This is a genomic window from Xanthobacter sp. AM11, from assembly GCF_047444035.1.
GTDB lineage: Bacteria > Pseudomonadota > Alphaproteobacteria > Rhizobiales > Xanthobacteraceae > Xanthobacter.
This window is the reverse complement of the sequence record NZ_JBLAOA010000001.1, coordinates 2,576,513-2,602,220: the sequence shown is the minus strand read 5'-3', so window position 1 is coordinate 2,602,220 and position 25,708 is coordinate 2,576,513. Positions and strand designations below refer to the sequence as shown.

Sequence of the window (25,708 nt, the reverse complement as noted above, 5' to 3'; positions counted from 1 at the left end):
GGCTCACGATATTCCTTTATGCCGCAGCACGGAAGGGGCTGCGGCGGCCGGCCGCTATTTCCCGTGTCCGCAGCGGGGCTCCAGGGGAGCAGCGCGCGCCCTACGGATCGAAAAGGGTCGGCCCCTCCACCTTCCGGCGCGACCGCTTCGGCGGCGCCGGGCGCGGGGCGGCGGCGGTTTCCCCCTGCATCTGCGCGGCAACCGCCACCCGCCCGTCGGAGAATTCCAGCTCCAGCGCGGCACCGGGCGCGATACTGGCGGCACGATGCACCGCCTGCCCCTGCGCATCGCGCACCAAAGCGTAGCCGCGCCGCAGCACCTCCTTGTAGGACAAGGCCTGCATGAGCTGGCCGGACGCCCGGAGCCGCGCCCCCTGCCGTTCGACCGTCACCCGGACGGCGCGGACAAGGCGGCCGCCCAGCGCCTCCGTCCGGTCCCGGCCGCGGCCGAGGCGCGCGTTCAGGGCCTCCGGCGAAAGCCGGGCACGGGCCGCTACGAAGCGCAGGCGGTGGGCGGCGGCATTGGCCTTCAGGGCCCGCGGCAGGCGCTCGCCCGCCACGTCGAGCCGCTGGCGCGGGCCGGCCAGCAGGCTCTCCACCCCCGGCAACAGGCGGGCGAGGGCGCGCAGGTCCGCCCGCCGCCGCTCCAGCAGCCGCAGCGGGGCCACGGCGAGGCGGGCGCCGAGATCCTCCACCCCGGCGATCAGGTCCAGCCGCACCGGCACCACCATTTCCGCCGCCGCGGTGGGGGTGGGCGCGCGCACGTCGGCGGCAAAGTCGATGAGGGTGACGTCGGTCTCGTGGCCCACGGCGGAAACCAGGGGAATGGCGCTTTCCGCCGCCGCCCGCACCACCTCTTCATCGGAGAATCCCAGCAGATCCTCCAGGGCGCCGCCGCCGCGCGCCACCACGATCACGTCGGGGCGGGGGATGGCGCCGCCCTCGGGCAGCGCGTTGAAGCCGCGAATGGCGGCCGCCACCTCCGCCGCGCTGGTGTCGCCCTGCACCCGCACCGGCCAGACCAGCACCCGGCGCGGGAAGCGGTCGGCCAGGCGATGGAGGATGTCACGGATCACCGCCCCCGTCGGCGAGGTGACAACGCCGATCACCGCCGGCAGGAACGGCAGTTCCTGCTTGCGCGCCGGGTCGAACAGGCCTTCGGCGGCAAGCCGGCGCTTGCGCTCCTCCAGCATGGCCATGATGGCGCCGGCACCGGCGAATTCCAGCGCCTCGATGACGATCTGGTAGCCCGATTTGCCCGGATAGGTGGTCAGGCGTCCCACCGCCACCACCTCCAGCCCCTCCTCCGGCCGCACCCGCAGGCGCTGGAACGTGCCCTTCCACACCACCGCATCGAGCCGCGCGCCGGCGTCCTTGAGGCTGAAATAGGCGTGGCCCGACCCGTGCGGCCCGCGATACCCGGAAATCTCGCCGCGCACCCGCACGTGGCCGTAGGCATCCTCAACCGTGCGGCGAAGCGCGGCGGAGAAGCTCCGAGACGCTCCATTCTGGCGCGTTGGCGCGCGGTTCTGCGGCATCCACCATCGAATCAGCCTCAGCCGACGAATAAGGTACAAGCATAGCGGGCGATCCCCCCATGCGGCGAGCGCAGAGCCTTGGGTCTTGTTTGCGCGGCCTTGAGCCGATAGGCGAAAGGAATAAGCACACGAGGGGGAGGCCGCATGAACATATTGCTGCTCGGGTCCGGGGGCCGCGAACACGCCCTCGCCTGGAAGCTGGCGCAGAGCCCGGGCCTCGGCCAGTTCTATGCGATGCCGGGAAACCCGGGCATCGCCGAGCATGCGGAGCTGATCGAGGGCATTCCCCTGTCGGCCCACGATACCCTCGTCGCCTGGTGCCGCGACCACGACATCGACTTCGTGGTGGTCGGGCCCGAAGCGCCGCTGGTGGCCGGGCTGGTGGACCGGCTGGAAGCGGCCGGCATCCCCGCCTTCGGCCCCACCGCCGCGGCGGCGCGCCTGGAGGGCTCCAAGCTCTTCACCAAGGAATTGTGCCGCGCCAACGGCATTCCCACCGCCGCCTTCGCCCGCTTCACCGACGCCGCCGCGGCCGCCGCTTATGTGCGCCAGCAGGGCGCGCCCATCGTCGTGAAGGCGGACGGGCTGATGGCCGGGAAGGGCGTGGTGGTCGCCCTCACCGTGGAAGACGCGGTGGAGGCGGTGGAACAGGTGTTCGCCGCCGGCGGCAGCGAAATTCTCATCGAAGCGTTCATGGAGGGCGAGGAAGCCAGCCTCTTCGCCCTGGTGGATGGCGAGACGGTGGTTCTCTTCGGCAGCGCCCAGGACCACAAGCGCGCCTTCGACGGCGACCTCGGCCCCAACACCGGCGGCATGGGCGCCTATTCCCCCGCCCCCGTGCTCACGCCCGAGCTGGAGCGCCGCGCCCTCGACGAAATCCTCATCCCCACCGCCCGGGCCATGGTGGCGGCCGGCACGCCCTATCGCGGCGTTCTTTATGCCGGGCTCATGCTCACCGCCGACGGGCCGAAGCTGGTGGAATACAATTGCCGTTTCGGCGACCCCGAATGCCAGGTGCTGATGCCCCGCTTCGCCGGCGACCTGCTGGAGGTGCTCCACGCCACCGCCACCGGCCGGCTGGCACAGGTGACGCCCCTGTGGTCCGAGGATGCGGCGCTCACCGTGGTCTATGCCTCCCGCGGCTATCCCGGCCCGCACCAGATCGGCAGCCCCATCGGCGGCATCGAGGCAGCGGCGCAGGACGGCGTGCTGGTGTTCCAGGCCGGCACCCGGCGCAAGGCCGGGGTCATCGTCTCCAACGGCGGGCGGGTGCTGAACGTCACCGCCACCGGCCCCACCTTGTCCGCCGCCCGCGACCGGGCCTACGAGGCCATTGCGCGCATTGCCTGGCCGGACGGCTTCTACCGCACCGACATCGGCTGGCGCGCGCTGGGAGGGCAGGCGTGATGACCGCCGCGAAGCCGCCCCTGCCCACCCTCGACGACTTCCCCATCAAGGCGATGGACACCATCCGCTACGGCGACACCGACAAGCTCGGCCATGTCAACAATGCGGTGTTCTCCACCTATCTGGAAACCGGCCGCACCCGCCTGCTGCTGGACCCGCGGCGGCGCGTGGCGCCGGAGGGCGCGGGCTTCGTCATCGCCCGCCTGGTGCTTGACTACCGTGCGGAAATCCTCTGGCCCGGGCAGGTGGACATCGGCACCGGCGTTGCCGCCGTGGGGCGGTCGTCCATGACCCTGGTGCAGGCGGTGTTTCAGGACGGCACCTGCTGCGCCACGGCGGAAACGGTGGTGGTGCTGTTCGATCCGGTGCAGCGCCGCTCCATGGCGTTGCCGCCGGAAAGCCGGGCGGTGCTGGAAAGCCTGCAGATGGCCCGGGCGGACTGAGCCCGGCGGCGAGGCTTCGCTTTGCCGCGCGGCCAATGTGCTCTAGAAAGACGGCAAAAGCCCTGGACGTGCCGTGCGCCTGCTGCCTCTCGCCTTCACGCTGCTCGTCGCCACCATTCTCGGTCTCGGCGTCACCTGGTTCTCCGTAACCCAGTCGCGCGGGCTCGATGTGGTGCGCTCGGGGGCGTGGGAAGGCTGGCCGCGCGCCGGCACGGTGAAGGCGGACCCCTATGCCCGCGCCGCCTTCGCCCGCTCCGGCGAGCTGCCCCTGGAGCTGGCGGACGGACTGCTCTTCCTCGCCAGCACCGATGATGACGGCGCGCCGCTGGACGGGCGCTGCGAGACGCGCATCGTCGGCGTGCTGCCGCAGGCCCGCCTGTGGTCCCTCACGGTGATGGACCAGGACGGCCGCCTCATCCCCAACGATGCCGGACGCTACGGCTTCACCAGCGCCGAGGCGATCTACCGCGCCGACGGCGCCATCGACGTGCGCCTGTCGCCCCGCGCCCGGGCCGGCAACTGGCTGCCCACGGGCGCACGCTCCCGCCTCAAGGTGGCGCTGCGCCTTTATGATGCGCCCTTCTCCTTCACCTCCGGCGCGGTGGATGCGGCCGCCTTGCCGCGCATCGTGCGGGAGGCCTGCCCGTGACCATGCGTGACCACCTGCGGGCGGACGCCGCCGATTTCGCCACACGCCTGCGGCAGCTGGCCGGGCGGCTGCCCCGTCCGCGCCTCACGGCGCCCACGGGCCTGCTCCTGCCCATCGCCTTCGCCGTGGTGCTGGGCGCCATCGCCCACATCGTGTCCATTCTCGCCATGCCGGCGGTGGCCGAGCGCAACGCTTATGCGCGGCTATCCACCCTCGCGGATGCCAACACGCTGGTCATGCTGGCGGACCCGACCCCGCAAGGCAGCATCCTGCCGATGATCGACCCCGCCTTCGTGGCGGCGGTGTGCCTCTACGACCTGGCGGAGGGGGCGCTGAAGGTGCGGGTGCCGGCGACGGCGGACTATACTTCCGTGTCGTTCTACACGGCGGAGGGCCTCGCCTTCTATGCGCTCAGCGACCAGGCGGCGGGAAAGGTGATCGAGCTCGACCTGATGACGGCGGACCAGCGGGCCGCCCTGCCGGAAGACGAGGAAATCACCGCCGCGGACCGGCTGGTGATCGTGTCACCGTCGCAGGAGGGGATCGTGTCGGTTCGCGCGTTCGTCCGCGAGCGCGGCATGCGCGACCTCATTCGCAGGCAGCTGGAAGCCGCGTCCTGCACCCCCGCCAACTGAAGCGGGAGCATTTTCGCGCCGCGCCCGGCCATGCGAGACCCTCGCTCACGCGCGGGCCGCTGCGCGTGCTCTACCTTGGAGTTAGAGGGCGATTCACCGATCAAATTGATCGGATCACCCTCTAGAGCCTGATCCGATCAGGTTGAATCAACCTGATCGGTGAATCAGTCTCTAAATTATTGATAGAGAACGTTTTACCACTCAGCTTGCGATGCAAGCTGATCGGATCGCTCTCTAGCGGCTGCGCCGGCCGGCCGCACCAAGCTGCGCCGTGCCGGGCGCGGGGGCATCGTGCCGCTCGATGCGCACCACCGGCAGGATGACGATATCGGCGCCCGTGCGGAGCGGCGCGTCCGGCTTCCTCCGCTTCGGCGCCTCCCGTCGCACCGGGACCGTGTCCGCGGCAGGGAACGCGATGACGTTGCTCATCCCCTCCTCCTTCTCCACCGAGAGCCGTGACCACAACGTCGCAGACGCCCTTATGGTTTCGCGAACCTGAATGGCGCCTTAACGAATGACCATAGGGAAGGGCCGCCGCAGGGCGGCTCAGGGGGGAAGGGGCGCCGCAGGCCGGCTCAGGGGGCGGCGATATCCAGGAAATGCCGGCCCTGCCGGTCCTCGATCTCCACCACATAGAGGTCGGGATCGAACTTCATCTCGCGGACCAGCCGTGCGTCCGCATCCGTCTCCGGGCGGCCGGGCGCCACCAGCTCGGAGAACTTGCGGTCGGAGGGGGAAGCCTCGTCGAATGCCGACTGCGGTGCCGGGCCGTAGAGGGCCGCGGTGCCATCGAGGCGCGAGACCTTGACGAAGATGGCGCCGGCATCCTCGGCGCCGCGCCGCACCATCACGGCATAGGCGCCTTCCACCTGGGCACGGCGGATGAGCGCCGAGACGAAGATTGCGCTCTTGAGCCGCATCTAGTTCAGCGCCATGCCGGAAACCGACGACAGCTCGCGCACCACCCGGTCGGTGATCTCGCCGTCCGCCGGCAGGTTCCGGTCGCGCTGGAAGCGCTGCACCGCGCTGCGGGTCTCGCCCCCCGGGCGCCCGTCCACCTTCAAGGGCCCGTAGCCGAGCCGCGACAGGGCTTTCTGCACGGCCAGGATGCGCGCGCTGCCGGGCACCTCGGCGGGCGGCCGCACCGCGCCCGTCACCTCCGGCGCGGGGCCGATGGCGGCGGGAGGACGGCGGGTGCCGTCCGCCCGGATGTCGGGCACCGTATGCACCACCACCGGCGTTCCCGTGCCCGGCGTGGCAGGCACCAGCGGCGCGGCGGTCTGCGCCGTGGTGGTGCGGATGGCGAGATAGCCGAGGGCGCCATTGGTGGCCCCTCCGGCAGGCGCCGCACCGTGGGTGGGATTGGGCGCCGGCAGGGGCACGGTGGTGCGGGACCCCTTCCCGCGGTCCGCGCTGGAGCCGGCGCCGGCCGGGCGTGCCTCCGGCAGCGGGACGCCGGCCGGCGTTGCCTGCAGCACCAGCGCATTCACCAGAAATGCACCCGATGCCACCAGCGCCAGGGCGCCGGCGGCGAAATCCAGGCGACGCAGCCGACGCTCTTCCTGCGCCCGGTCCATCTGTCCGGGCTGCTCCGCCTCCCCTTCGAGGGTCGGCGCCTGAAATGCCGGCTCTGCTCTCATACCATCCTCTCGGGGTCTGTCCGGCCCGGGCGCGTCAGCCGCCGGCCGGTTCCTCCCACCCATTTGCGACCAACCACGCTCAGCCCTTCGCAGGCATGGCGCTGCGCGCGCGACGCGCCGCATCGGCCTCCGCGCGCACCGGAAAAGGCGACACCACCCCCTCGCTGCGGGCCGGGCGCTCGCCCTCCGCGCCGGCGGCGCCGAACGGCAGGCTCACGGTGACGCTGGTGCCGCGGCCCGGGGCGCTGTTCACCCGCATGTCGCCGCCGTGGAGCTTCACCAATCCCTTCACCACGGCCATGCCCAGGCCGCTGCCCCGCGCCTTCTGGGCGCAGTCGCCCGCCTGGAAGAAGGGCTCGCCCAGCCGGGCCACATCCTCGGCCCGCATGCCGGGACCGGTGTCGCGCACGCGGATGGCAAGGCCCTGCCCTTCCACCCGCACCGCCACCTGCACCCGCCCGCCGGCAGGGGTGAACTTGACCGCATTGGACAGGAGATTGAGCACGATCTGCCGCAATGCGCGCCGGTCGGCCTGAAGGTGCGGCAGGCCTCCGGGGGCATGGGTGCGCACCCCGACGTCGCTGCGCGCCGCATCTATGGCCACCATCTGCGCGCACCCCTCCACGAGGGCGGCCACGTCCACCGCCTCGCGCTCCAGCTCGTAGGCCCCCGCCTCCACCCGCGAGAGATCGAGGATGTCGTTGACGAGGCCCAGCAGGTGCTGGCCGCTGTCGTGGATGATGCGGGCGTATTCGAGCTTGCGGGCCTCGTCCAGGGGCGCGCCGGAGGGCATGGCCAGCAGCTCGGAAAAGCCGAGGATGGCGTTGAGGGGGGTGCGCAGCTCGTGGCTCATGGCGGCGAGGAAGCGGCTCTTGGCGGCGTTGGCCTCCTCCGCCTCGGCCCGGGCGCGGGCCTCTGCATCCGCCTTCAGCCGCTCGGCATCGGCCGCGCGCCACGGGGCGCGCCACACGATGCGCACCTCTGCGCCGCGCGCCGGCCGGCAATGGGCCTCCAGCGCCAGGAAGGAGGGGGTGGCGGCACCCGCATTGGCGCGCAGCCGCAGCTCGCAGGACACCGTGTGCCCGCGCGCCGCCGCCTGCACGGCGGAAAGGAAGGCCGGCCGGTCCGCCACCAGCACGCGTTCGAACAGGAGAGGACCCAGCAAGGTTGCGGCATCGGCGAACGGGCCGTCCTGCGCGTCCACGGCCAGCACCTCGCCGCGGGCGCCGTGGCGGGTGACCAGGAGCGCTCCGGCGGGCAGGGCCGCCTCGCTCGCATGGCGGGCGGCGCGGGATAGGCCCCCCGCCACCACCGCCAGCGCGCCGCAGGCGAGGCCCGAGGCCATAAGGAAGGTGGCGTTGGATGCGGCCCCATGCACCAGCCCGCCCGCCTCGATGAGCAGCGCCGCCGCACCGCTCGCCAGTGCCAGGACGCCGAGGGCGGCAAGCACCGCCGCGGTGGCGCGCCCGAGGCTGGCGAGGCGCGGCAGCGCATCGTCGCCACCGGTCTGCGCGGGCGGTTCGGAGCGGTAGGGACCTGAAAATAGGCCGCTGTCGAGGTGACGCACGTCGCCCCCTGTCAAGTGCAGTGTGCGGAGCCCGGCCCCGCATTGCCGTCGTGATGTGGCCAAAACCTTGGCACGGCAGGCTTTAAGCGAGTGCTAAACGGCGCGGGGATGATGCTTCAGCGTTAACGATGTCTTGAAAAGTCCTGCCCGCCGGCAGTCCGTGCGGGGCTCAAGGCCGGCGGGAACTGGTATTCTCGGGAGGCGTCGGAAGCTCTTCCGCGCCTGTTGTGAGGGAGCCATGTTCTTCCTGCTGCGTCTCGCCTTCTGGCTCGGCCTCGTGCTGCTGCTGCTGCCGCTCGGCCTCAAGGGCGCCGACGGGCAGGGCGTGAGCGTGTTCGATGCGCTGGGCGCGGCGCAGGCCGTGATCGCCGATGCCCGCGGCTTCTGCGAGCGCCAGCCGCAGGCCTGCGCGGTGGGCGGGCAGATGGTGACCCACCTCACCGAAAAGGCGCAGGTGGGCGCGAAGTGGCTTTACGAATCCCTCGGCGCGCCCTCCGCGGGCGATGGGGCGGGCGGAGACCGTCCTGCCGCGGCCCCGGGCCAGGCCGGCGCCCTCGACCTTGCCCCCCAATTGCTGGCGCCCCAGTCTCTCACGCCGCAGGACCTTCTGCCCGCCTGGGGCGGCGGAGAGGCCGGCCGCACCGTTGCACCGGCGGCCACCGGCGCACCCGCCGCGCCGCCCGCCGGCCCGCCCCTGCCGCCGCGGCGTCCCGCCTGATCCGGCGCGGGGCCGGCGGCGGCCTCCACAAACTGGCAGCGGGCCTTTGCCGGCTGTGCTATGCTGCATCGCACGGAGCCATATTGCGCCCGGAAGCCGTCTCGCGGCAGGTCAGGTGGGACGAGGAACAAGCCTTATGAATGCAGACGATCTCATTGCCGATTTCGAATTCTTGGACAATTGGGAAGACCGCTACCGCCACGTGATCGAGCTGGGCAAGAAGCTGCCCCCCTTCCCGGAGGCGGAACGCAACGACACGAACAAGGTTCAGGGCTGCGCCAGCCAGGTGTGGCTCATTGCCAGCGTGCGCCAGACCCCGGCCGGGACCGTGCTGGAGTTCCAGGGCGATTCCGACGCGCATATCGTGCGCGGGCTGGTGGCCGTTCTGCTCACGCTGGTGACGGGGCACAGCCCGAAGGAGATCCTGGAAACCGATATCCTCGGGGTTTTCCGGCAGATCGGGCTTGAAGGCCACCTCACCCCGCAGCGCTCCAACGGCCTGCGGTCCATGGTGGAGCGCATCCGCACCCACGCCCACGCGGCCCTCGCCGCCGCCTGAGGCGGGGCCGGGCTACGCGGGAAAGGGCGGAGCGTGCATGGGCTGCGCGGCCTCACCCGGACGGGTGGCGCGCACCGCGACATCGGCGGCGGCGAGCCGGCGGAACAGCCGGCGCTGCCGCGCGATGGGCCACCAATCGTAGAGAAAGATCTCCATCGGCCGCCACAGGGCCACCCAGCCCAGAATGAGCAGGCCCTCTGCTGCGAAGCCGGCGATATTCTCCCGTCCCGCCATCTCGCCGACGACGCGGGCGAGAGCCAGGCACAGGGCCAGCACGCCGCAGCCGATGACCAGCGACAGCCGGCCGATGCGGAACAGCTCCCGCAGCTCCGCCGAGAGGGCCGACGCCCGGCTGGCGAAGGCATGGGTCAGCGCATCGGCAAGGCCCTGCGCTTCCCGCGTTCCCGCCTCTGCCGCCGGCAAATGCACGATGATGTGTATCGGATCGCCGGGGGGCAGTTCCCGGGCCCAATCGACGATGAACGCCTCCGCGTCCGCATCGAGGTCCCGATCGCGGAAGGGAAAGGGGTCCAGCATGTTGAACAGCTGGGAAACCCGCTCCACGCGGATCTCGATGGCTTCGTTATCGGCCAAGGAAAATCCCCGCGCCTGCGGCCTGCCCCCGAGCCAGAAGGCCTGCCCTCACCGCTGACCGCGACGGGCGCGCACCCGCACCGGCACCGGCACCGGCACAAGCCGCTTCTCCTGCGCGGCGCGCTGCGCAAGGGCCATCGCCGCGGCGACGGCTGCAATGGCGAGGGCGGTAGCGGCAAGCAGGGACATGGACTGATCTCCACCAGATCCCCCGCGGCGAAATCACCACGGGGCGCGGATTATGTGCCGGCGAACTTTGTGACCTTATCGCGGTTCGCCCGGCAGCGCACCCGACTGCATCAATGAAATGATGATTCGCCGCATCCCTGCCAGAGGCGTCACGGGCATGTGACCCCTGCGGCGCGCGCCCCGCCCCTAAAGCTGCGCGAGATAGGGCAGCGGCCCCGGCACGAACTCCCGCCGCACCCGGTCCAGGCGCTCGACGGCGCGGCCGAAGGAGCCGCGCAGATGGCGGGTGAGCGCTTCGGCCGCCGCATCCGGGTGGCCCGCGGCAAGGCGCTCCGCCACTTCGAGATGCTCGGCAAGGAAGGGTTCCGGCGCGTAGAACTGCGGCGACCAGCGATAAAGGAAGGTGAGCGCCGCGAGCATGGACTGATAGGTGGCCAGCGCCTCCATGAGCGTGGCGTTGCCGCAGTGGCCCAGCAGGTCCACGTGCAATTCCGTTTCCAGGATGCTCAATTGCGCCCCGGTCAGGCTGCCCGATCGCCCCATGGCCTCCCGCAGATGGCGGGCAAGATCGCTGATCGCCGGCGGCGGCAGCCGGGGGAAGGCCTGCCGCAGCGCCGCCGGCTCAAGGATGGCGCGCATCTCGAACAATTCGGCCACATAGGCGGGCGTGAGCGCGGGCGCAAACCAGTGCAGCCGCGCGTCCTTCTTCACAAGGCCGCGCTGGCTGAGGCGCGAGAGCACCTCGCGGGCCACCGTGCGGCTCACGTCGTAATAGGCGGCAAGGTGGTTCTCCACCACCCGCCACGCCCCGAAGGCGGTGCGGGCCACAACTTCCTGCTCGACGCTCTTGTAGATGCGCTCCCAGCTGGACTGGGCGGCGAGCTGGACCGGCGCCGGCTCCGCGGGCGCGCGCTCCGGCACGGCGAGGGAGCCGGGAAGGCGCTCCACGAGAAAGCCATGCCCCTCGGCGCGCCGCACCAGCCCCACCCGCTCCAGCCGGGCGAGGGCCTGGCGGGCCGGCGCCCGGGAAATGCCGAAGCGTTCCGCCACGCGCGATTCCAGCAGGCGCTCGCCCGGCGGGAGCACGCCCGCGGCAATCTGCCCGGCCAGGATATCGAAGGCGCGTTCGTACAGGCGCGGGGCGATGCCGCTGGCTTCCGCAATCGGCGGCATCCGCTCAGCCAGGTCGTCGCGGCTCTCCGAAGGCACGATTGAAACCTCTTCCGACATCACTGGACCGCCCGGCTCCTTGTTCTGATGCTGCGCGCGACTGGCCCACGCAATCGCACCCCCAAGCGCAAAGGGTGCCCCACCGCGCGATCGATGCCAAGACTGCCAACGACTTATGGCAACACGTCGCAGATCCTCGGCGGCCGGGCGAATGGTAGTTTACAGGCGCAGCGTCCTTTGTCTACATAGGACACTCACGACACGCCGCATCAGGACCCACGTTCATGCCCCCCCTCCCCCCTGCCGCCGCTTCCTCCGCTCCCACGCTGGAGCGCCACCGGGAAGAGAGCCTGTTCGCCTTCTGCGAAGCGGCGCTCGTGGCTGCCGGCGCGGATGCGGCGACGGCGGAAGCGGCAAGCCGCGCCATGCTCCATGGATCGCGCTTCGGGGTGGACAGCCACGGCGTCCGTCTGCTCGACCATTATGTGACGGTGATCGAGGGCGGCCGCGTGACCGGCCGCCCCAACCTGCACTTCAGCGAGGGCGCCGCCGCCGTGGCGACGCTGGAGGCGGACCATGCCCATGGCGCGCGCGCCGCCTATGCGGCCATGGACCGGGCCATGGAGAAGGCGGCGGTGTACGGCATCGGCGCGGTGGCCATCCGCGATTCCTCCCATTTCGGCGCGGCCGGCGCCTATGCGCTGGCGGCTGCGGAAAAGGGCTTCCTCGGCCTCGCCTTCTGCAATTCGGACAGCTTCGTGCGGCTGCACGGCGGCGCGGAACGCTTCCATGGCACCAATCCCGTCGCCATGGGCGCGCCGGTGGCGGGAGAAGACCCGTGGCTGCTGGACATGGCCACCAGCGCCATCCCCTATAACCGCGTGCTGCTCTATCGCAGCCTGGAGCAGCAATTGCCGCCGGAAGTGGCGTCCGACGCGGCGGGCCACGACACCATCAACCCCCACGCGGTGGAAATGCTGGCGCCGCTGGGCGCCGCCTTCGGCTTCAAGGGGGCGGCGCTGGCCGGGGTGGTGGAGATCTTCAGCGCCGTGCTCACCGGCGCGCGCCTGTCGTTCGACATCGCCCCCATGGGCGGCCCGGATTTCGCCACGCCGCGCAATGTGGGGGCGTTCGTGATGGCGCTGAAGCCGGGCGCCTTCCTGCCGGAAGTGCAGTTCGACGCGGCCATGCGGCGCTATCGCGACACCCTGCGCGGTTCCCGCGCCGCAAACGGCGACATGGTGATGGCGCCGGGGGACCGGGAATGGCGGGTGGCCGCCCAGCGGCGGGCGGAGGGAATTCCCATTGATCCGGCCACGGCGCAGGCCTTCGACCGCATCGCCGCCCGCTTCGCCCTGCCCCGGCCGGCGCCGGTGCAGGGCTGAACGCCCGGCCGCGGGGCTTCAGCCGAACAGGACGGCAGAAGCGACGACACCATACGCCAGGAGGAAGAAGATGCTGTCCCGCAGGACGCGGCCGCGCGCGGTGCTCATATTTCACTTTCCATTATTTCCAGTAATTTTATACGGAAAGTGATTTGCGTCAATAAACATTTTTTAGATGTGTTTTTAGTTTCGCCAACCCCGGCGCAACGGCAATGGCCTGCGCCGGGGTCGGCCCCGCCCGTGACGGCAGAGCAGCGTCAGGAGCCTTCGAACGTGGGGGCGCGCTTCTGCACGAAGGCGGCCACGCCCTCGGCGAAGTCCCGCGTGCCGGCGCTGGCCACAAAGGCGTCGCGCTCGGCATTGAGCTGCTCGGCAAGGCTGTGGCCGAAGGACGAGCGCAGCAGGTGCTTGATGCGGCCATAGGCCAGGGTGGGGCCGGCGGCGAGGCGGCGCGCCAGCGCATCGGTCTCGGCGGCAAGGTCCGCCGCCGGCACCACCTTGTTCACCAGGCCCAGCCGCAGCGCCTCGGGCGCGTCGATGATGTCGGAGAGCAGCGCGATTTCCATGGCCTTGCGCAGGCCCACCACCCGCGGCAGCGAGAAGGTGGCCGACCCGTCCGGCGAGGTGCCGATGCGGGTATAGGCCAAAGTGAACTTGGTATCGTCGGCGGCAATGGCAAGGTCGGCGGCCAGCGCCACCGAAACCCCCGCCCCCGCCACCGCGCCGTGCAGGCTGGCGATGACAGGCGCCGGCATGGCGGCAAGGGAAAGCATGGCATGGTGGAACGGATCGATGATGGCGTTCACCACCTTCGGCGCGTCGCGCCCGGCTTCGTGAAACCGCCCCACGTCGCCGCCGGCGAGGAAGGCCCGCCCCTCGCCGGACAACACCACGACGCGCACGCTCTCATCCTTCGCCACCCGCCCCACCGCCGCATTCAGGGCCAGAACCGCCGCCTCGTCGATGGCGTTCAGCACCTTCGGGCGGTTGAAGCGGATGCGGGCGATGCCCTCCGAAATATCGAGCAGGATCGGGGCATCGTCGGCGGTCTTCTCGGCGCTCATGGGCGTTCCTCGTCTGCGCCCGGCTCCACATGATGCGGGCCGGATCAAGGGACGCAAGCTGCCAAAGACGCGGCGGCGCCACAAGGCGCCCCCGGCCCGGGCATCGCCCTCAGATCGGCGAATCGGAATCCGCCGGGAACAGGACGCCGGCCTCTTCCAGATAGGCCTCCAGCGCCGCCACCGAGGCGGGCAGGTCGCCGGTGGTGTCCACCACCACCTCGGGCGTCAGGGGCTCCTCATAAGGCGCGGAGATGCCCGTGAAATTGGCGATCTCGCCCCGCCGCGCCCGGGCATAATGGCCCTTCGGGTCGCGCGCCTCGCACACGTCCAGCGAGGCGCGGATGAACACCTCGTGGAAGGTGCCGCCGCACACCTCCCGCGCCCGCGCCCGGTCGGCACGGGTGGGCGACACCAAAGCGGCGATGGCGATGTGGCCGTTCTTCGCCAGGAAGGCCGCCAGGTGAGCGACGCGGCGGATGTTCTCGGACCGCTCCTCGGGGGTGAAGCCGAGGTCGGAATTCAGGCCAGTGCGCAGGGTGTCGCCGTCCAGGTAGACCGGCGCGCCGCCCAGGTCGAACAGGCGGCGCTCCATGGCGCGGGCCACCGTGGACTTGCCGGCGGCGGGAAGCCCCGTCAGCCACAGCACCGCACCGTGGTGGCGATGGCGGGCCACCCGCTCGGCGGCGGTGACGGCCGAATCCACGGCCACCACCGGGCCGCGCCGCGCCACCTCCACGCTGGCCTCGCGGGCGGCGTGCAGGATGATGCCGCCGCCGCAGATGCGCCGGTCCCGCTCCACCACGATGCGGCCGGTCAGCGCGTTGAGATGGTAGGGGTCCGCCGGCAGCGGGCGGCGCAGGGCGATCTCCACCTCGCCCACATGGTTGCGGCCCAATGTCGCCTGCCCCTCGGTGATGAGGCTGGCCGGGTCCACGGCGCTGGTCACCGCGCTCACGGTGCCGGGCGCGGCGGCGGTGGAAAGGCGCACCACCACCGGGTCGCCCGCCTTCAGGGGCGCGTCGTCCAGCCAGAACAGGCGCACCTTCAGGCTCTTGGCCGCACGCGGGCGCTGGTCGCCATGGGCTCCCATGTCGCCGCGGGTGACGAACAGGTCCTTGTCGAGGGTGATGCCCACGGACTGGCCGGCTTCCACCGTCTGCGGCGCCGGACCCGGCCATGCCTCGATGGACTTCACCATCGCCGTGGTGCCCGAGGGCTCGAACGCGATCTCGTCGCCCACGCTGAGGCGCCCGCTCTCGATGCGCCCGGCCAGGATGCGCCGCTCATCGAACTTGTAGACCGCCTGGATGGGGAAGCGCAGGGGCTGGTCGGCAAGGCCGGGCGGCGCGGTGAAGGCGTCCAGCGCCTCGATCACGGTGGGGCCTTCATACCAGGGCAGGCGCGCGGTGCGCTCGGAGATGAAGTCGCCGTCGCGGGCCGACACCGGGATGACGAAGCTGGGCCGCAGGCCGAAGCCGGAGAGATAGGAGGTTACGTCGTCCTCGATGGTGCGGAACACGGCGCGGTCGAACGCCACCCGGTCCATCTTGTTCACCACCACGGTCACCTGCCGCAGGCCGAGCAGGTGCAGCAGGAAGGCATGGCGGCGGGTCTGCTCGCGCACCCCCTCGGCGGCATCCACCAGCAGCATGGCCGCATCGGCCTGGGCGGCGCCGGTGACCATGTTGCGCAGGAATTCCACATGGCCGGGCGCGTCGATGAGAACATAATCGCGCTGGGCGGTGCGGAAGCGGATCTGGCTGGTGTCCACCGTGATGCCCTGGTCGCGCTCGGTCTGCAGCGCGTCGAGCAGGAACGACCATTCGAACGGCATGCCGCGGCGGGCGGAGACGGCCTTGAGCATTTCCAGCTTGCCGTCGGGCAGCGAGCCGGTCTCGTGCAGCAGCCGGCCCACGAGGGTGGACTTGCCGTGATCCACATGGCCGACGATGACGATGCGCAACAGCTCGCGCTCGGGCGCACTTGCCGGGGCGCCGGGGGCCGGGGTGGGGGCGGAGGAGGACAGCGGACGAGCGGACATGAGGATCTCTTCAAAAAGCGCGGACGGCGGGGCGCGGGCGGCGGCCTGGAGCGCGATCCGATCGAGTTGAACCCGTTTGATCGGTGAAACGCCCTCTACTTGACGATAGAGAACGCGTTATCCGATCAGCTTGCATCGCTAGCCGATCGGCGCGTGCTCTAGAGATAGCCGGCCGTCCGCAGGCGCTCGAAGGCGTCCTCGGATTCGTGGTCCATGGCGCGGCCGGAGCGCTCGGATGTCTTGGTGGTGGCAAGCTCGATGAGGATCTCGTCCAGCGTCGCGGCGTCCGACACCACCGGGCTGGTGATGTCCTGGTCGCCCAGCGAGCGGTAGCGCTTGCCGTCCCTGGAGAAATAGAGCGGGATCACCGGAATCTGCTCGCGCTGGGTGTAGGCCCAGATATCGATCTCCGTCCAATGCAGGATGGGATGGATGCGCACATGGGCGCCGGGGGTCAGCGCGGTATTGTACTGGTCCCAGAATTCCGGCGGCTGCTCGCGCACGTTCCAGGCGCCGTCGGTGCCGCGGGGGGAGAAGAACCGCTCCTTGGCGCGGGTGGGCTCCTCATCGCGGCGGATGCCGGCGATCACCCCGTCGAAGCCGTGCTTGGCCAGCGCCATGCGCAGCCCTTCGGTCTTGCGGGCGGCGGAGCGCGCGGCCGGCGGCAGGGTGGGGTCGGTGCTCTCGATGGGCGGGCAATCCTCGACGATGAGGTCGAGGTCCCATTCCGCTGCGTAACGATCGCGGAAATCATACATTTCCGGGAACTTGCGCCCGGTATCCACGTGCATCACCGGAAACGGCAGCTTGCCGAAGAAGGCCTTGCGCGCCAGATGGATCATCACGTTGGAGTCTTTGCCGAGCGACCAGAGCATGGCGATCTTGCGCAGCTGGGCGAATGCTTCGCGGAAGATGAAGATGCTCTGCGCTTCCAGCGCATCGAGACGCGTCATGCCGTCATTCCCTCGTCGCGCCCGGATGGCGCCTGTCCTGCCAACTTCCCTGAGCCGCCTGTCAGGCACGCTACGCGCCCGGTTGGAGGCGATTGTCAAGTGCGGATGCGCCGCCCGGCCATTCCCGTTCCGCATGCCGTGAAGGATCTGGAACGGTCCTAAAATCTACCAATCCGGTAGAATTTACATTTCCGAGAGGCGATTAATTTCATATTGCGCAATTTGGATCGGTAATTTAGCTTAAGACACACGTCAACTGGATTATTTGGCGCGCTGCCCGATGTGAAATAGCGTCAGGCGGGGCGCGGAGCCGCCTTTCATGACTTCTCCCTTGCAGCGCAAGCTCAGGATCACCGGCCCCACGGTGGTCACGGCCAACCGCCTGGCCGACGGCGCATCGGTCTGGCTCACGGCATCGGGCGGCTGGAGCACGACGCTTGCCGATGCCGCGGTGGCCGCCACCGGCGATGCGGTGGGCGCGCTGCTGGACCGGGCCCATGCCGACGAGAACACCGCGGTGGGAGCCTACCCGGCTTCCGTCGTCCTTTCCGGCGACGGGACGCCGCAGCCCGCCAACCTGCGCGAGCGGATCCGCGCGGCGGGTCCGACCATCGCCCTGCCCGGCGCCGCCTGACGAGGAAGCCCTATCCCCATGTATGTCTACGACGAGTTTGACCGGACCTTCCTTGAGGAACGCGTCGCCGAGTTTCGCGACCAGGTGGCCCGCCGCCTCTGCGGCGCGCTGAACGAGGAGGAGTTCAAGCCGCTGCGGCTGATGAACGGCGTCTACCTCCAGCTCCACGCCTACATGCTGCGCGTGTGCATCCCCTACGGCACCCTGTCGGCGCCGCAGCTGCGCGCCCTGGCCGCCGTGGCCCGCAAGTATGATCGCGGCTACGGCCATTTCACCACGCGCCAGAACATCCAGTTCAACTGGATCAAGCTCGCCGAGCTGCCGGACGCCATGGCGGACCTCGCCAAGGTGGGCATCCACGGCCTGCAGACCTCGGGCAACTGCATCCGCAACACCACCACCGACCCGTGGGCCGGCGCGGCGCAGGACGAGGTGGAAGACCCCCGCCTCTATGCCGAGGTGATCCGCCAGTGGTCCACCCTGCACCCGGAATTCACCTACCTGCCGCGCAAGTTCAAGATCGCCATCACCGCCGCCCGGCATGACCGCGCCGCCATCCGCGTGCACGACGTGGGCCTGCGCCTGCACCGGCGCAACGGCGAGACCGGCTTCGAGGTGATCGTGGGCGGCGGACTCGGCCGCACGCCCTTCATCGGCAAGACCATCCGCGACTTCCTGCCGAAAGAGGATCTGCTCTCCTACCTGGAGGCGATCCTGCGCACCTACAATCTCGGCGGCCGGCGGGACAACATCTACAAGGCGCGCATCAAGATCCAGGTGCACGAGGTGGGCACCGAGGAATTCGCCCGCCGCGTGGAGGCGGAATGGGCGCAGATCCGCGACGGCGCCCTGCGCCTCGACGAGGCCGCCCTCGACGCCATCCGCGACCGCTTCGTCACCCCGGATTTCGCCCCCCTGGAGGACGCGCCGGCCGTGCTCGCAGACGCCTTGGCCGATCCCGCCTTCGCCCGCTGGCACGCGAATTCCGTGGCGCCCCACAAGGTGCCCGGCCACGCCATCGTCACCTTGTCGCTGAAGCCCGTGGGCGCGCCGCCCGGGGATGCGACGGCGGACCAGATGGACGCCATCGCCGATCTGGCGGAGCAATACGCCTATGGCGAGATCCGCGTCGCCCACGAGCAGAACCTCACCTTCCCCCACGTGCGCCAGCAAGACCTGCCGGCCCTGTGGGCCAAGCTGAAGGCCATCGGCGTCGCCACCCCCAACGTGGCGCTCATCACCGACATCATCTCCTGCCCGGGCCTCGATTACTGCTCGCTGGCCAACACCCGTTCCATCCCAATCGCCCAGAAGCTCACGGAGCGCTTCGCCGACGAGGCGCGCATCGCCGACATCGGCCGGCTGCATGTGAACATCTCCGGCTGCATCAATGCCTGCGGCCACCACCACGTGGGCCACATCGGCATCCTCGGGGTGGAGAAGAAGGACGAGGAGTTCTTCCAGATCACTTTGGGCGGCAAGGGCAATTCCAAGGCCCGCCTGGGCGAGCTGATCGGCCCGGCGGTGCCGGAAAGCCAGATCGTGGACGTGGTGGAGCGCCTGGTGGACACCTATCTCGACCTGCGCACCTCGCCGGCGGAAACCTTCGTCGCGGCGGTGGAGCGCCTCGGCATCGAGCCTTTCAAGGAGCGCGCCTATGCCCCTCGTTAAGAACGGGGCGATCGCCGCCGACCCCTTCACCGCCATTGCCGACGATGCCGCCCTGGCCGACGGGCCGGTGCTGGTTTCCGCCGACCGCCTCCTGTCCGGGGGCGCCGACCTCCTGGGACGCAACGGCGAGATCGGCGTCGCCTGGCCCAATGACAGGGACGTGACGCTGCTTCAGCCCTTCCTGCCGCGCCTGTCGCTGGTGGCCCTCACCTTCCCCAAGTTCCGCGACGGCCGGGCCTACAGCCAGGCCCGCCTGCTGCGGGAGCGCTTCGGCTACAAGGGCGAGCTGCGCGCGGTGGGCAATGTGCTGCGCGACCAGACGCTTCTCATGGTTCGTGCCGGATTCGACGCCTTCGGCTTCGAAAAGGCGGCGGATGCGGAGGCGTTCAGCAAGGCCCTCGCCACCTATTCCGTCTTCTACCAGCCCACCGGCGACGGGCGGGCGACCGCCCGCGACCTGCGCCGGGCCGGGACGGCCGGGTGAGCGTGGCCATGAACGCGCTGGACCGCCCCCCTCCCCCCCTCGACGTGGCCGCCCTCGATGCCCGGCTGCAGCAGGCGGCGCCGCTGGAGATCATCGCCGCCGGGATCGCCGCCTTTCCCGGGCGCATCGCCGCGGTGTCGTCCTTCGGCACGGAATCCGCCGTCCTGCTGCACATGATCGCGCAGGTGGACCGGGCGACGCCGGTGCTCTTCCTCGATACCGGCCACCTGTTCGAGGAGACCCTGGCCTATCGCGACACCCTCGCCGCCCGCCTCGGCCTGACCCAGGTGCAGACCTTCAGCCCGGACCCCGCCGCCCTCGCCGCGCGGGATGCGGAAAGCGGCCTGTGGGCGGAAGACCCGGACGCCTGCTGCGCCCTGCGCAAGGTGGAGCCCCTGGCCCGGGCACTTGGCCCCTATGGCGCCTGGATCAATGGCCGCAAGCGCTACCAGGCGGCCACCCGCACCGCCATCGCAGTGGCGGAGCAGGACGGTGACCGGGTGAAGTTCAACCCCCTGGCGGCCATGGGACGCGAGCAGCTGCTCGCCTACATGGACACCCATGACCTGCCGCGCCACCCGCTGGAAAAGCACGGCTTCGCCTCCATCGGCTGCATGCCCTGCACCACGCGGGTGAAGCCGGGCGAGGACCCGCGGGCCGGCCGCTGGCGGGGCAAGGCCAAGACGGAGTGCGGAATCCATTTCGGCGACGGTATTTAATTTAATTCCATAGATTTTGTAATGTTAGATATTGACCCTCCGCTGTGCCGGTGCCATCGTTCGCTACATCGAACGAACGGTCCACCACACGGACATCATTCGCCGGAGGTTCCCATGTCGTCGCGCCGTTCCATCCTGCGCACCGGTCTCACCGCTCTTGCCGCGCTCACCCTCTCGGCCGGGGCTGTGCTCGCCGGGGATGTCACGCTGCTGAACGTCTCCTACGACCCGACCCGCGAGCTCTACTCGGACGTCAACAAGGCCTTCTCCGCCGAGTGGGCGAAGACCCATCCCGGCGACACTCTCACCATCCGCCAGTCCCATGGCGGCTCCGGCAAGCAGGCCCGCTCGGTGATCGACGGGCTGGAAGCCGACGTGGTGACCCTGGCGCTGGCCTACGACATCGACGCCATCGCCGGACGGAGCTTCCTGGCCACGGACTGGCAGAAGCGCCTGCCCGACAATGCCGCGCCCTACACCTCCACCATCGTGTTCCTGGTGCGCAAGGGCAATCCCAAGGGCATCAAGGACTGGGGCGACCTGGTGAAGCCCGGCGTCAAGATCGTCACCCCCAATCCCAAGACCTCCGGCGGCGCCCGCTGGAACTACCTTGCCGCCTGGGGCTACGCCCTCAAGCAGAACGGCGGCGACGAGGCCAAGGCCAAGGACTTCGTGAAGGCCCTGTTCAAGAACGCCCCGGTGCTGGACACCGGCGCCCGCGGCGCCACCGTCACCTTCGTGGAGCGCGGCATCGGCGACGTGCTCATCGCCTGGGAGAACGAGGCCTACCTCTCGGTGAACGAGCTGGGGCCGGACAAGTTCGACATCGTCACCCCGTCCATCTCCATCCTCGCCGAGCCGCCGGTGGCGGTGGTGGACAAGGTGGTGGACAAGAAGGGCACCCGCGCGGTCGCCGAGGCCTACCTCAAGTATCTTTATACGCCGGAAGGCCAGGAGCTCGCCGCCAGGCACTATTACCGCCCCCGCAACGAAGCGGTGGCCGCACGGTTCAAGGACAAGTTCGCCCCGGTGCAGCTGTTCACCATCGACCAGGTGTTCGGCGGCTGGCAGAAGGCGCAGAAGACCCATTTCGGCGACGGCGGGGTGTTCGACCAGATCTACAGCGACTGATTTCCGCCCCATCAACTCATCGCCCCTGCCGGACGACCTCCGGCAGGGGCATGGTCATTCGGACGCACGACGCAGCAGCGTGCGCAGCGTATAAAACCTTCCCATGAGCGCCACCCCGCCCCGCATCGCCTTTCGCCAGCCGAGCGTCATTCCCGGCTTCGGTCTCACGTTCGGGCTCACCCTGACGTGGCTGGGGCTCATCGTGCTGCTGCCGCTCTCGGCGCTGTTCATCAAGACCAGCGAGATCAGCCTTGATCGTTTCATCGCCATCGTCACCAGCACCCGCACCCTGCACGCGCTGCAGGTCTCGTTCGGCCTCTCGCTGGCGGCGGCGTGCGTGAACGTGGTGTTCGGCGCCATCGTGGTGTGGGTGCTGGTGCGCTACGATTTCCCGTTCAAGAAGCTGGTGGACGCCCTCATCGACATTCCCTTCGCCTTGCCCACGGCGGTGGCCGGCATTGCCCTGACGGCGCTCTATGCCGAGAACGGCTGGATCGGCGGCCTGCTGGCGCCCCTGGGCATCAAGGTGGCCTTCACCCCCCTCGGCATCCTGGTGGCCCTCGTCTTCATCGGCCTGCCGTTCGTGGTGCGCACGGTGCAGCCGGTGCTGGCCGACCTCGACAAGGAGCTGGAGGATGCCGCCGCCAGCCTCGGCGCCAGCCGGCTGCAGACCCTCACCAAGGTGGTGCTGCCCTCGGTGTGGCCGGCGCTGCTCACCGGCTTCGCCCTCGCGTTTGCCCGCGCCGTGGGGGAATACGGCTCCGTCATCTTCATCGCCGGCAACCTGCCGGGCGTCTCGGAGATCGCGCCGCTGCTCATCATCATCCGGCTGGAGGAGTTCCGCTATGCGGACGCCACCGCCATCGCCACGGTGATGCTGGTGGCATCCTTCCTGCTGCTGCTCATCATCAACCGCCTGCAGCGCTGGGCGGAGCTGCGGGGGAGCAAGAACGCATGAGCGCGCCCGCCACCCATGCCGTCGAGGGCGCGAGCGAGGGCCTGCCCACCGCCATGGCCCAGGCGCCGGCCTATATGCAGCACAGCCCGCGCCCGGTGCGCACCGAGCCGGCCGCCGTGCGCATCGTGCTGACGCTTACGGCCCTCGCCTTCATCGGTCTGTTCATCGGCCTGCCGCTGGTGACGGTGTTCGTGGAGGCCTTCCGCCGCGGCTGGGGCGCCTACGTGGCCGCGCTGGTGGAGCCGGATGCCCTCGCCGCCATCCGTCTCACCTTGCTGGTGGCGGCCATATCGGTGAGCGCCAACCTCGTGTTCGGCGTGGTGGCGGCCTGGGCCATCACCAAGTTCGACTTTCCCGGCAAGAGCCTGCTCATCACCCTCATCGACCTGCCCTTCTCGGTGTCGCCGGTGGTGGCGGGCCTGGTGTTCGTGCTCCTGTTCGGCGCGCAGGGGCTGTTCGCGGCGCCGCTGGCCGCGTGGGACGTGAAGATCATCTTCGCCCTGCCCGGCATCGTGCTGGCCACCATCTTCGTCACCTTCCCCTTCGTGGCGCGCGAGCTGATCCCGCTCATGCAGGAGCAGGGCACGGCGGAGGAGGAGGCGGCGCTTTCCCTGGGCGCGTCGGGCCTCTCCACCTTCTTCCGCGTCACCCTGCCCAATGTGAAATGGGCGCTGCTCTATGGCGTGCTGCTCTGCAACGCCCGGGCCATGGGGGAGTTCGGGGCGGTGTCGGTGGTGTCGGGGCACATCCGCGGCCTCACCAACACCATGCCGCTGCACATCGAGATCCTCTATAATGAATACCAGTTCGTCGCCTCCTTCGCGGTGGCATCGCTGCTGGCGCTGCTCGCCCTTGTGACGCTTGTCGCCAAGACCATCCTGGAACACCGCCTCGCCGAGGAAGACAGATGAGCATCGACGTCGTGGGCGTCACCAAGCGCTTCAAGACTTTCACCGCCCTCGACCATGTGAGCCTGACCATCCGCTCGGGCGAGCTGGTGGCGCTGCTCGGCCCGTCCGGCTCGGGCAAGACCACGCTGTTGCGCATCATCGCCGGCCTCGAATGGCCTGATTCCGGCGAAGTGCGGTTCGATGGCGAGAATGCGCTGGCGCGCTCCGTGCGCGAGCGCAACGTGGGCTTCGTATTCCAGCACTATGCCCTGTTCCGGCACATGAACGTGTTCGAGAACGTGGCCTTCGGCCTGCGCGTGCGGCGCGGGGCGGATAAGCTGCCGGAAGCCGCCATCCAGGCCAAGGTGAACGAACTGCTCTGCCTGGTGCAGATCGACTGGCTGTCCGAGCGCTACCCCGCCCAGCTTTCCGGCGGCCAGCGCCAGCGCGTGGCCCTGGCCCGGGCGCTCGCCATCTCCCCGCGGGTGCTGCTGCTGGACGAGCCCTTCGGCGCGCTCGACGCCAAGGTGCGCAAGGAATTGCGCCGCTGGCTGCGGCATTTGCACGAGGAGCTGCCCGTCACCTCCGTCCTCGTCACCCACGACCAGGAGGAGGCGCTGGAGCTGGCCGACCGCGTGGTGGTGATGGGCCACGGCCGGATCGAGCAGGTGGGCTCGCCGGCCGAGGTCTATGACGAGCCCGCCACCGCCTTCGTACACGATTTCATCGGCGAGACCATCGCCTTGCCCGGCGAGGTGCGCGGCGGCGCGCTCTATCTGGACGGCCGGGCGCTGGAGCTTGATTCCCAGGGCGTCGCCGACGGCCCGGCGCGCATCCTCGCGCGGCCCCACGATGTGGAGCTGGCCGACCCCGCCGACACCCCGTTCGCCGGCAAGGTACTGGCGGTGCGCACCTTCGGCCCCACCCGCCGGGCCGACGTGGAGATTTCCGGCGACGCCGGCCCGCTCATCGTGGAAGCCGCCGTGCCCCATGGGCAGACGCTGGAGCCCGGCACGCGGGTGGGGCTTCTGCCACGCCGCTACAAGGTGTTCGCCCACGGGGCGCGCTGACGGGCGCGCTGACGCTTTTTCGCCATCGGGAGATGGTGAAACCTGTGCCGGAGCATCCGGGGAAGCGGATGCCGGGTGGGAGAAGTCGCGTGCCCCCGTTCCTCATCGTCGCATTGGGTGCCATCGGCGCCGTGGCGCTTGCCCGGGTGATCTCGGCGGAGAGCCGGCGCATCAACGCCGCCCTCGACCGCCAGCGCGCCGCCGACAAGGGCGAGCTGAAGACCGTGCCGCTGGAGCGCGACCCGGCCACCGGCGATTACCGGCCCAAGGGCTGAGCGGCGACTGAACGGTCCCGACACCCAGCGGTCAAGGGATCAAGCGGTCCTGAAGCCGGGCACCCGCCCATCAATCGTGCGGTGGCGCGCAGGCGGCGACGGGGCTGCACGGGGCCGAGACGCCGAGCCCGCCCCCTGCGGCCGCATTGCGGGCGGCGAGGCGCGCCGCCCGGCTGCGCAGATGCTCCCGGTGGAGCGCATAGAGCCCCGCCCCCACCACCAGCACCATGCCCACCGTGGTCCAGGCGTCCGGCAGGTCGCCGAACACGAAGAAGCCCGACACCAGCGCCCCGAACACCAGGAGGTAGCGCAACGGCGACACCGAGGCCACCGGGGCGTTGCGGAAGGCGAACACGAGGGCCACCGTGCCACCGGCAAAGGCCAGCCCGGCGGCCAGGAGATAGGCGCTCACCTCCAGGGACGGCACCCGCCAATCCTCCCAGAGCATGAAGATGCCGCCCGCCAGGCACAGCACCAGCGTGCCGGAAAAGCCCACCACCGGCCCCGGCGTTTCCATGCCGATGCCGCGGGTGGCGATGTCGCGCACCGAGCCGAAAAACGCCGCCAGCAGCGGCAGCACGGCAATGGCGCTGAAGGTGGAAGGGTCCGGCCGCGTCACGATGACCGCGCCGAGAAAGCCGATGGTGATGGCGCACCAGCTGCGCCAGCCCACCTTCTCGCCCAGCATGGGCACGGCCAGGGCCGTGGTGATGAGCGGGGCGGCCATATAGATGGTGGTGGTGGAGGCGATGGGCATGGCCGCCAGCGCCGCCACATAGACAAAAGTGGTCAGCGTATCCAGGGCGGAGCGCACCAGCACCCGGCCGCGCAAAGCATGGGGCAGCGCCGCCAGATCGCCCGCGCGCACGATGAGTGCGAGCAGCAGCAGCCCCGCTGCGAACGAGCGCAGGCCCAGCGCCTCGCCCAGGGGAATTTCCCGCATGGCGAGCTTCAGGAACGTGTCGTTGGTGACGAACAGGCCCATGGCCGCCGCCATGGCCACCACGCCCTTCACGGTGGAGGCGGACGCCCCGCCGCCGCGGGGTTCCGGCTTGCGCGCGGCTGCAAGGTCACTCATGCCCGCCACCCGCAATGGGCGATCCGGGCACGGCGCAGGGCGCAAGAGGGGCGAATGGCGCAATCGCCGGCGCTGCAACGCGCGGCGAGCCGGGGCAGGCTCACGTCGGACCTCTTCGGGTTTTCTCCCATAGGGCCGGACAGGCGAAATCCGCCCCTATTCGATTTAACTGGAGGAGATGTAACCCATTCGGCCTGAATCGGGCGTTGCTGAAATGCCGGGGCTCGCGCACAAGCCCTTCCTGGCG

Annotated in this window: 27 protein-coding genes and 1 pseudogene; 16 read left to right on the top strand and 12 right to left on the bottom strand. The window is 70.1% G+C overall.

The window, feature by feature from the left end; all coding sequences use genetic code 11:
- Positions 1-100: 100 nt before the first annotated feature.
- Positions 101-1,544: pseudogene (gene xseA, locus ACI7BZ_RS11960) on the bottom strand (exodeoxyribonuclease VII large subunit).
- A gap of 137 nt (positions 1,545-1,681) precedes the next feature.
- Here xseA and purD point away from each other — a divergent pair.
- The 4 genes from purD to ACI7BZ_RS11940 all read left to right on the top strand — a co-directional run bounded on the left by purD (position 1,682) and on the right by ACI7BZ_RS11940 (position 4,671).
- Entirely contained in the window at positions 1,682-2,944 is a 1,263-nt protein-coding gene (gene purD, locus ACI7BZ_RS11955) for a phosphoribosylamine--glycine ligase (protein WP_414117374.1), read from the top strand.
- Entirely contained in the window at positions 2,944-3,387 is a 444-nt protein-coding gene (locus ACI7BZ_RS11950; RefSeq protein ID WP_414117373.1) for an acyl-CoA thioesterase, read from the top strand. Before purD ends, ACI7BZ_RS11950 begins: the two co-directional genes overlap by 1 nt.
- A 73-nt stretch (positions 3,388-3,460) precedes the next feature.
- On the top strand, positions 3,461-4,036 hold the full coding sequence (locus tag ACI7BZ_RS11945) for a DUF1214 domain-containing protein (protein WP_414117372.1): 576 nt from the start codon (positions 3,461-3,463) through the stop codon (positions 4,034-4,036).
- A gap of 2 nt (positions 4,037-4,038) precedes the next feature.
- The gene (locus tag ACI7BZ_RS11940; RefSeq protein WP_414119153.1) at positions 4,039-4,671 is read left to right on the top strand and encodes a DUF1254 domain-containing protein; all 633 of its coding nucleotides are present in this window, start codon (positions 4,039-4,041) and stop codon (positions 4,669-4,671) included.
- Between the two features lie 234 nt (positions 4,672-4,905).
- Here the strand turns inward: ACI7BZ_RS11940 and ACI7BZ_RS11935 are convergent, their stop codons facing one another.
- The 4 genes from ACI7BZ_RS11935 to ACI7BZ_RS11920 all read right to left on the bottom strand — a co-directional run bounded on the left by ACI7BZ_RS11935 (position 4,906) and on the right by ACI7BZ_RS11920 (position 7,878).
- The gene (locus ACI7BZ_RS11935) at positions 4,906-5,100 is read right to left on the bottom strand and encodes a hypothetical protein (protein ID WP_414117371.1); all 195 of its coding nucleotides are present in this window, start codon (positions 5,098-5,100) and stop codon (positions 4,906-4,908) included.
- Positions 5,101-5,246: 146 nt separating this feature from the next.
- Entirely contained in the window at positions 5,247-5,591 is a 345-nt protein-coding gene (locus ACI7BZ_RS11930; RefSeq protein WP_414117370.1) for a DUF1491 family protein, read from the bottom strand.
- On the bottom strand, positions 5,592-6,311 hold the full coding sequence (locus tag ACI7BZ_RS11925) for a peptidoglycan-binding domain-containing protein (protein WP_414117369.1): 720 nt from the start codon (positions 6,309-6,311) through the stop codon (positions 5,592-5,594). It lies immediately after the preceding gene.
- Between the two features lie 79 nt (positions 6,312-6,390).
- Positions 6,391-7,878: a sensor histidine kinase gene (locus ACI7BZ_RS11920; RefSeq protein ID WP_414117368.1), complete on the bottom strand. Its 1,488-nt coding sequence runs from the start codon at positions 7,876-7,878 to the stop codon at positions 6,391-6,393.
- Positions 7,879-8,116: 238 nt separating this feature from the next.
- Here ACI7BZ_RS11920 and ACI7BZ_RS11915 point away from each other — a divergent pair, with 238 nt between their 5' ends.
- Both ACI7BZ_RS11915 and ACI7BZ_RS11910 read left to right on the top strand, forming a co-directional pair.
- Entirely contained in the window at positions 8,117-8,596 is a 480-nt protein-coding gene (locus tag ACI7BZ_RS11915) for a DUF5330 domain-containing protein (RefSeq protein ID WP_414117367.1), read from the top strand.
- Between the two features lie 136 nt (positions 8,597-8,732).
- Complete coding sequence (locus ACI7BZ_RS11910) at positions 8,733-9,155, top strand: SufE family protein (RefSeq protein ID WP_414117366.1); 423 nt, start codon at positions 8,733-8,735, stop codon at positions 9,153-9,155.
- Between the two features lie 12 nt (positions 9,156-9,167).
- Here the strand turns inward: ACI7BZ_RS11910 and ACI7BZ_RS11905 are convergent, their stop codons facing one another.
- The 3 genes from ACI7BZ_RS11905 to ACI7BZ_RS11895 all read right to left on the bottom strand — a co-directional run bounded on the left by ACI7BZ_RS11905 (position 9,168) and on the right by ACI7BZ_RS11895 (position 11,147).
- Positions 9,168-9,749 carry a hypothetical protein gene (locus tag ACI7BZ_RS11905; RefSeq protein ID WP_414117365.1) on the bottom strand — a complete coding sequence of 194 codons (582 nt, stop codon included), beginning with the start codon at positions 9,747-9,749 and terminating at the stop codon, positions 9,168-9,170.
- A 48-nt stretch (positions 9,750-9,797) separates the two neighbouring features.
- Positions 9,798-9,938, bottom strand: a complete 141-nt coding sequence (locus ACI7BZ_RS11900; RefSeq protein ID WP_414117364.1) for a hypothetical protein — start codon at positions 9,936-9,938, stop codon at positions 9,798-9,800.
- 186 nt (positions 9,939-10,124) lie between these two features.
- Positions 10,125-11,147 (bottom strand): GntR family transcriptional regulator, encoded by a 1,023-nt coding sequence (locus ACI7BZ_RS11895; RefSeq protein WP_414117363.1) that lies wholly within the window; start codon positions 11,145-11,147, stop codon positions 10,125-10,127.
- A gap of 245 nt (positions 11,148-11,392) precedes the next feature.
- Between ACI7BZ_RS11895 and ACI7BZ_RS11890 the strand changes: the two genes are divergently transcribed.
- Positions 11,393-12,493 carry an Ldh family oxidoreductase gene (locus ACI7BZ_RS11890; protein WP_414117362.1) on the top strand — a complete coding sequence of 367 codons (1,101 nt, stop codon included), beginning with the start codon at positions 11,393-11,395 and terminating at the stop codon, positions 12,491-12,493.
- A 257-nt stretch (positions 12,494-12,750) separates the two neighbouring features.
- Here the strand turns inward: ACI7BZ_RS11890 and ACI7BZ_RS11885 are convergent, their stop codons facing one another.
- From ACI7BZ_RS11885 to cysD, 3 genes are all read right to left on the bottom strand, one after another.
- Entirely contained in the window at positions 12,751-13,557 is an 807-nt protein-coding gene (locus ACI7BZ_RS11885; protein ID WP_414117361.1) for an enoyl-CoA hydratase/isomerase family protein, read from the bottom strand.
- A gap of 109 nt (positions 13,558-13,666) precedes the next feature.
- On the bottom strand, positions 13,667-15,598 hold the full coding sequence (gene cysC / locus ACI7BZ_RS11880; RefSeq protein ID WP_414117359.1) for an adenylyl-sulfate kinase: 1,932 nt from the start codon (positions 15,596-15,598) through the stop codon (positions 13,667-13,669).
- A 158-nt stretch (positions 15,599-15,756) separates the two neighbouring features.
- Positions 15,757-16,551, bottom strand: a complete 795-nt coding sequence (cysD, locus tag ACI7BZ_RS11875; RefSeq protein WP_414117358.1) for a sulfate adenylyltransferase subunit CysD — start codon at positions 16,549-16,551, stop codon at positions 15,757-15,759.
- A 319-nt stretch (positions 16,552-16,870) separates the two neighbouring features.
- On the opposite strand from cysD, the gene ACI7BZ_RS11870 reads away from it, so the two are divergent.
- The 9 genes from ACI7BZ_RS11870 to ACI7BZ_RS11830 all read left to right on the top strand — a co-directional run bounded on the left by ACI7BZ_RS11870 (position 16,871) and on the right by ACI7BZ_RS11830 (position 24,383).
- Positions 16,871-17,185, top strand: a complete 315-nt coding sequence (locus tag ACI7BZ_RS11870; RefSeq protein WP_414117357.1) for a DUF2849 domain-containing protein — start codon at positions 16,871-16,873, stop codon at positions 17,183-17,185.
- Between the two features lie 18 nt (positions 17,186-17,203).
- The gene (locus ACI7BZ_RS11865) at positions 17,204-18,856 is read left to right on the top strand and encodes a nitrite/sulfite reductase (protein ID WP_414117356.1); all 1,653 of its coding nucleotides are present in this window, start codon (positions 17,204-17,206) and stop codon (positions 18,854-18,856) included.
- Entirely contained in the window at positions 18,843-19,340 is a 498-nt protein-coding gene (locus tag ACI7BZ_RS11860) for a DUF934 domain-containing protein (RefSeq protein WP_414117355.1), read from the top strand. Before ACI7BZ_RS11865 ends, ACI7BZ_RS11860 begins: the two co-directional genes overlap by 14 nt.
- A gap of 8 nt (positions 19,341-19,348) precedes the next feature.
- Positions 19,349-20,059, top strand: a complete 711-nt coding sequence (locus ACI7BZ_RS11855) for a phosphoadenylyl-sulfate reductase (protein ID WP_414117354.1) — start codon at positions 19,349-19,351, stop codon at positions 20,057-20,059.
- A 114-nt stretch (positions 20,060-20,173) separates the two neighbouring features.
- Positions 20,174-21,190, top strand: coding sequence for a sulfate ABC transporter substrate-binding protein (locus ACI7BZ_RS11850; protein WP_414117353.1), 1,017 nt, complete (start codon positions 20,174-20,176; stop codon positions 21,188-21,190).
- 103 nt (positions 21,191-21,293) lie between these two features.
- Positions 21,294-22,148, top strand: coding sequence for a sulfate ABC transporter permease subunit CysT (gene cysT, locus ACI7BZ_RS11845; protein WP_414117352.1), 855 nt, complete (start codon positions 21,294-21,296; stop codon positions 22,146-22,148).
- A 53-nt stretch (positions 22,149-22,201) separates the two neighbouring features.
- Entirely contained in the window at positions 22,202-23,059 is an 858-nt protein-coding gene (cysW, locus tag ACI7BZ_RS11840; protein WP_414119152.1) for a sulfate ABC transporter permease subunit CysW, read from the top strand.
- Positions 23,056-24,108 (top strand): sulfate/molybdate ABC transporter ATP-binding protein, encoded by a 1,053-nt coding sequence (locus ACI7BZ_RS11835; RefSeq protein WP_414117351.1) that lies wholly within the window; start codon positions 23,056-23,058, stop codon positions 24,106-24,108. The genes cysW and ACI7BZ_RS11835 overlap by 4 nt, the downstream gene beginning before the upstream one ends.
- A gap of 89 nt (positions 24,109-24,197) precedes the next feature.
- The gene (locus ACI7BZ_RS11830) at positions 24,198-24,383 is read left to right on the top strand and encodes a hypothetical protein (protein WP_414117350.1); all 186 of its coding nucleotides are present in this window, start codon (positions 24,198-24,200) and stop codon (positions 24,381-24,383) included.
- Between the two features lie 70 nt (positions 24,384-24,453).
- Here the strand turns inward: ACI7BZ_RS11830 and ACI7BZ_RS11825 are convergent, their stop codons facing one another.
- Positions 24,454-25,461 carry a DMT family transporter gene (locus ACI7BZ_RS11825; protein ID WP_414117349.1) on the bottom strand — a complete coding sequence of 336 codons (1,008 nt, stop codon included), beginning with the start codon at positions 25,459-25,461 and terminating at the stop codon, positions 24,454-24,456.
- Positions 25,462-25,708 lie beyond the last annotated feature (247 nt).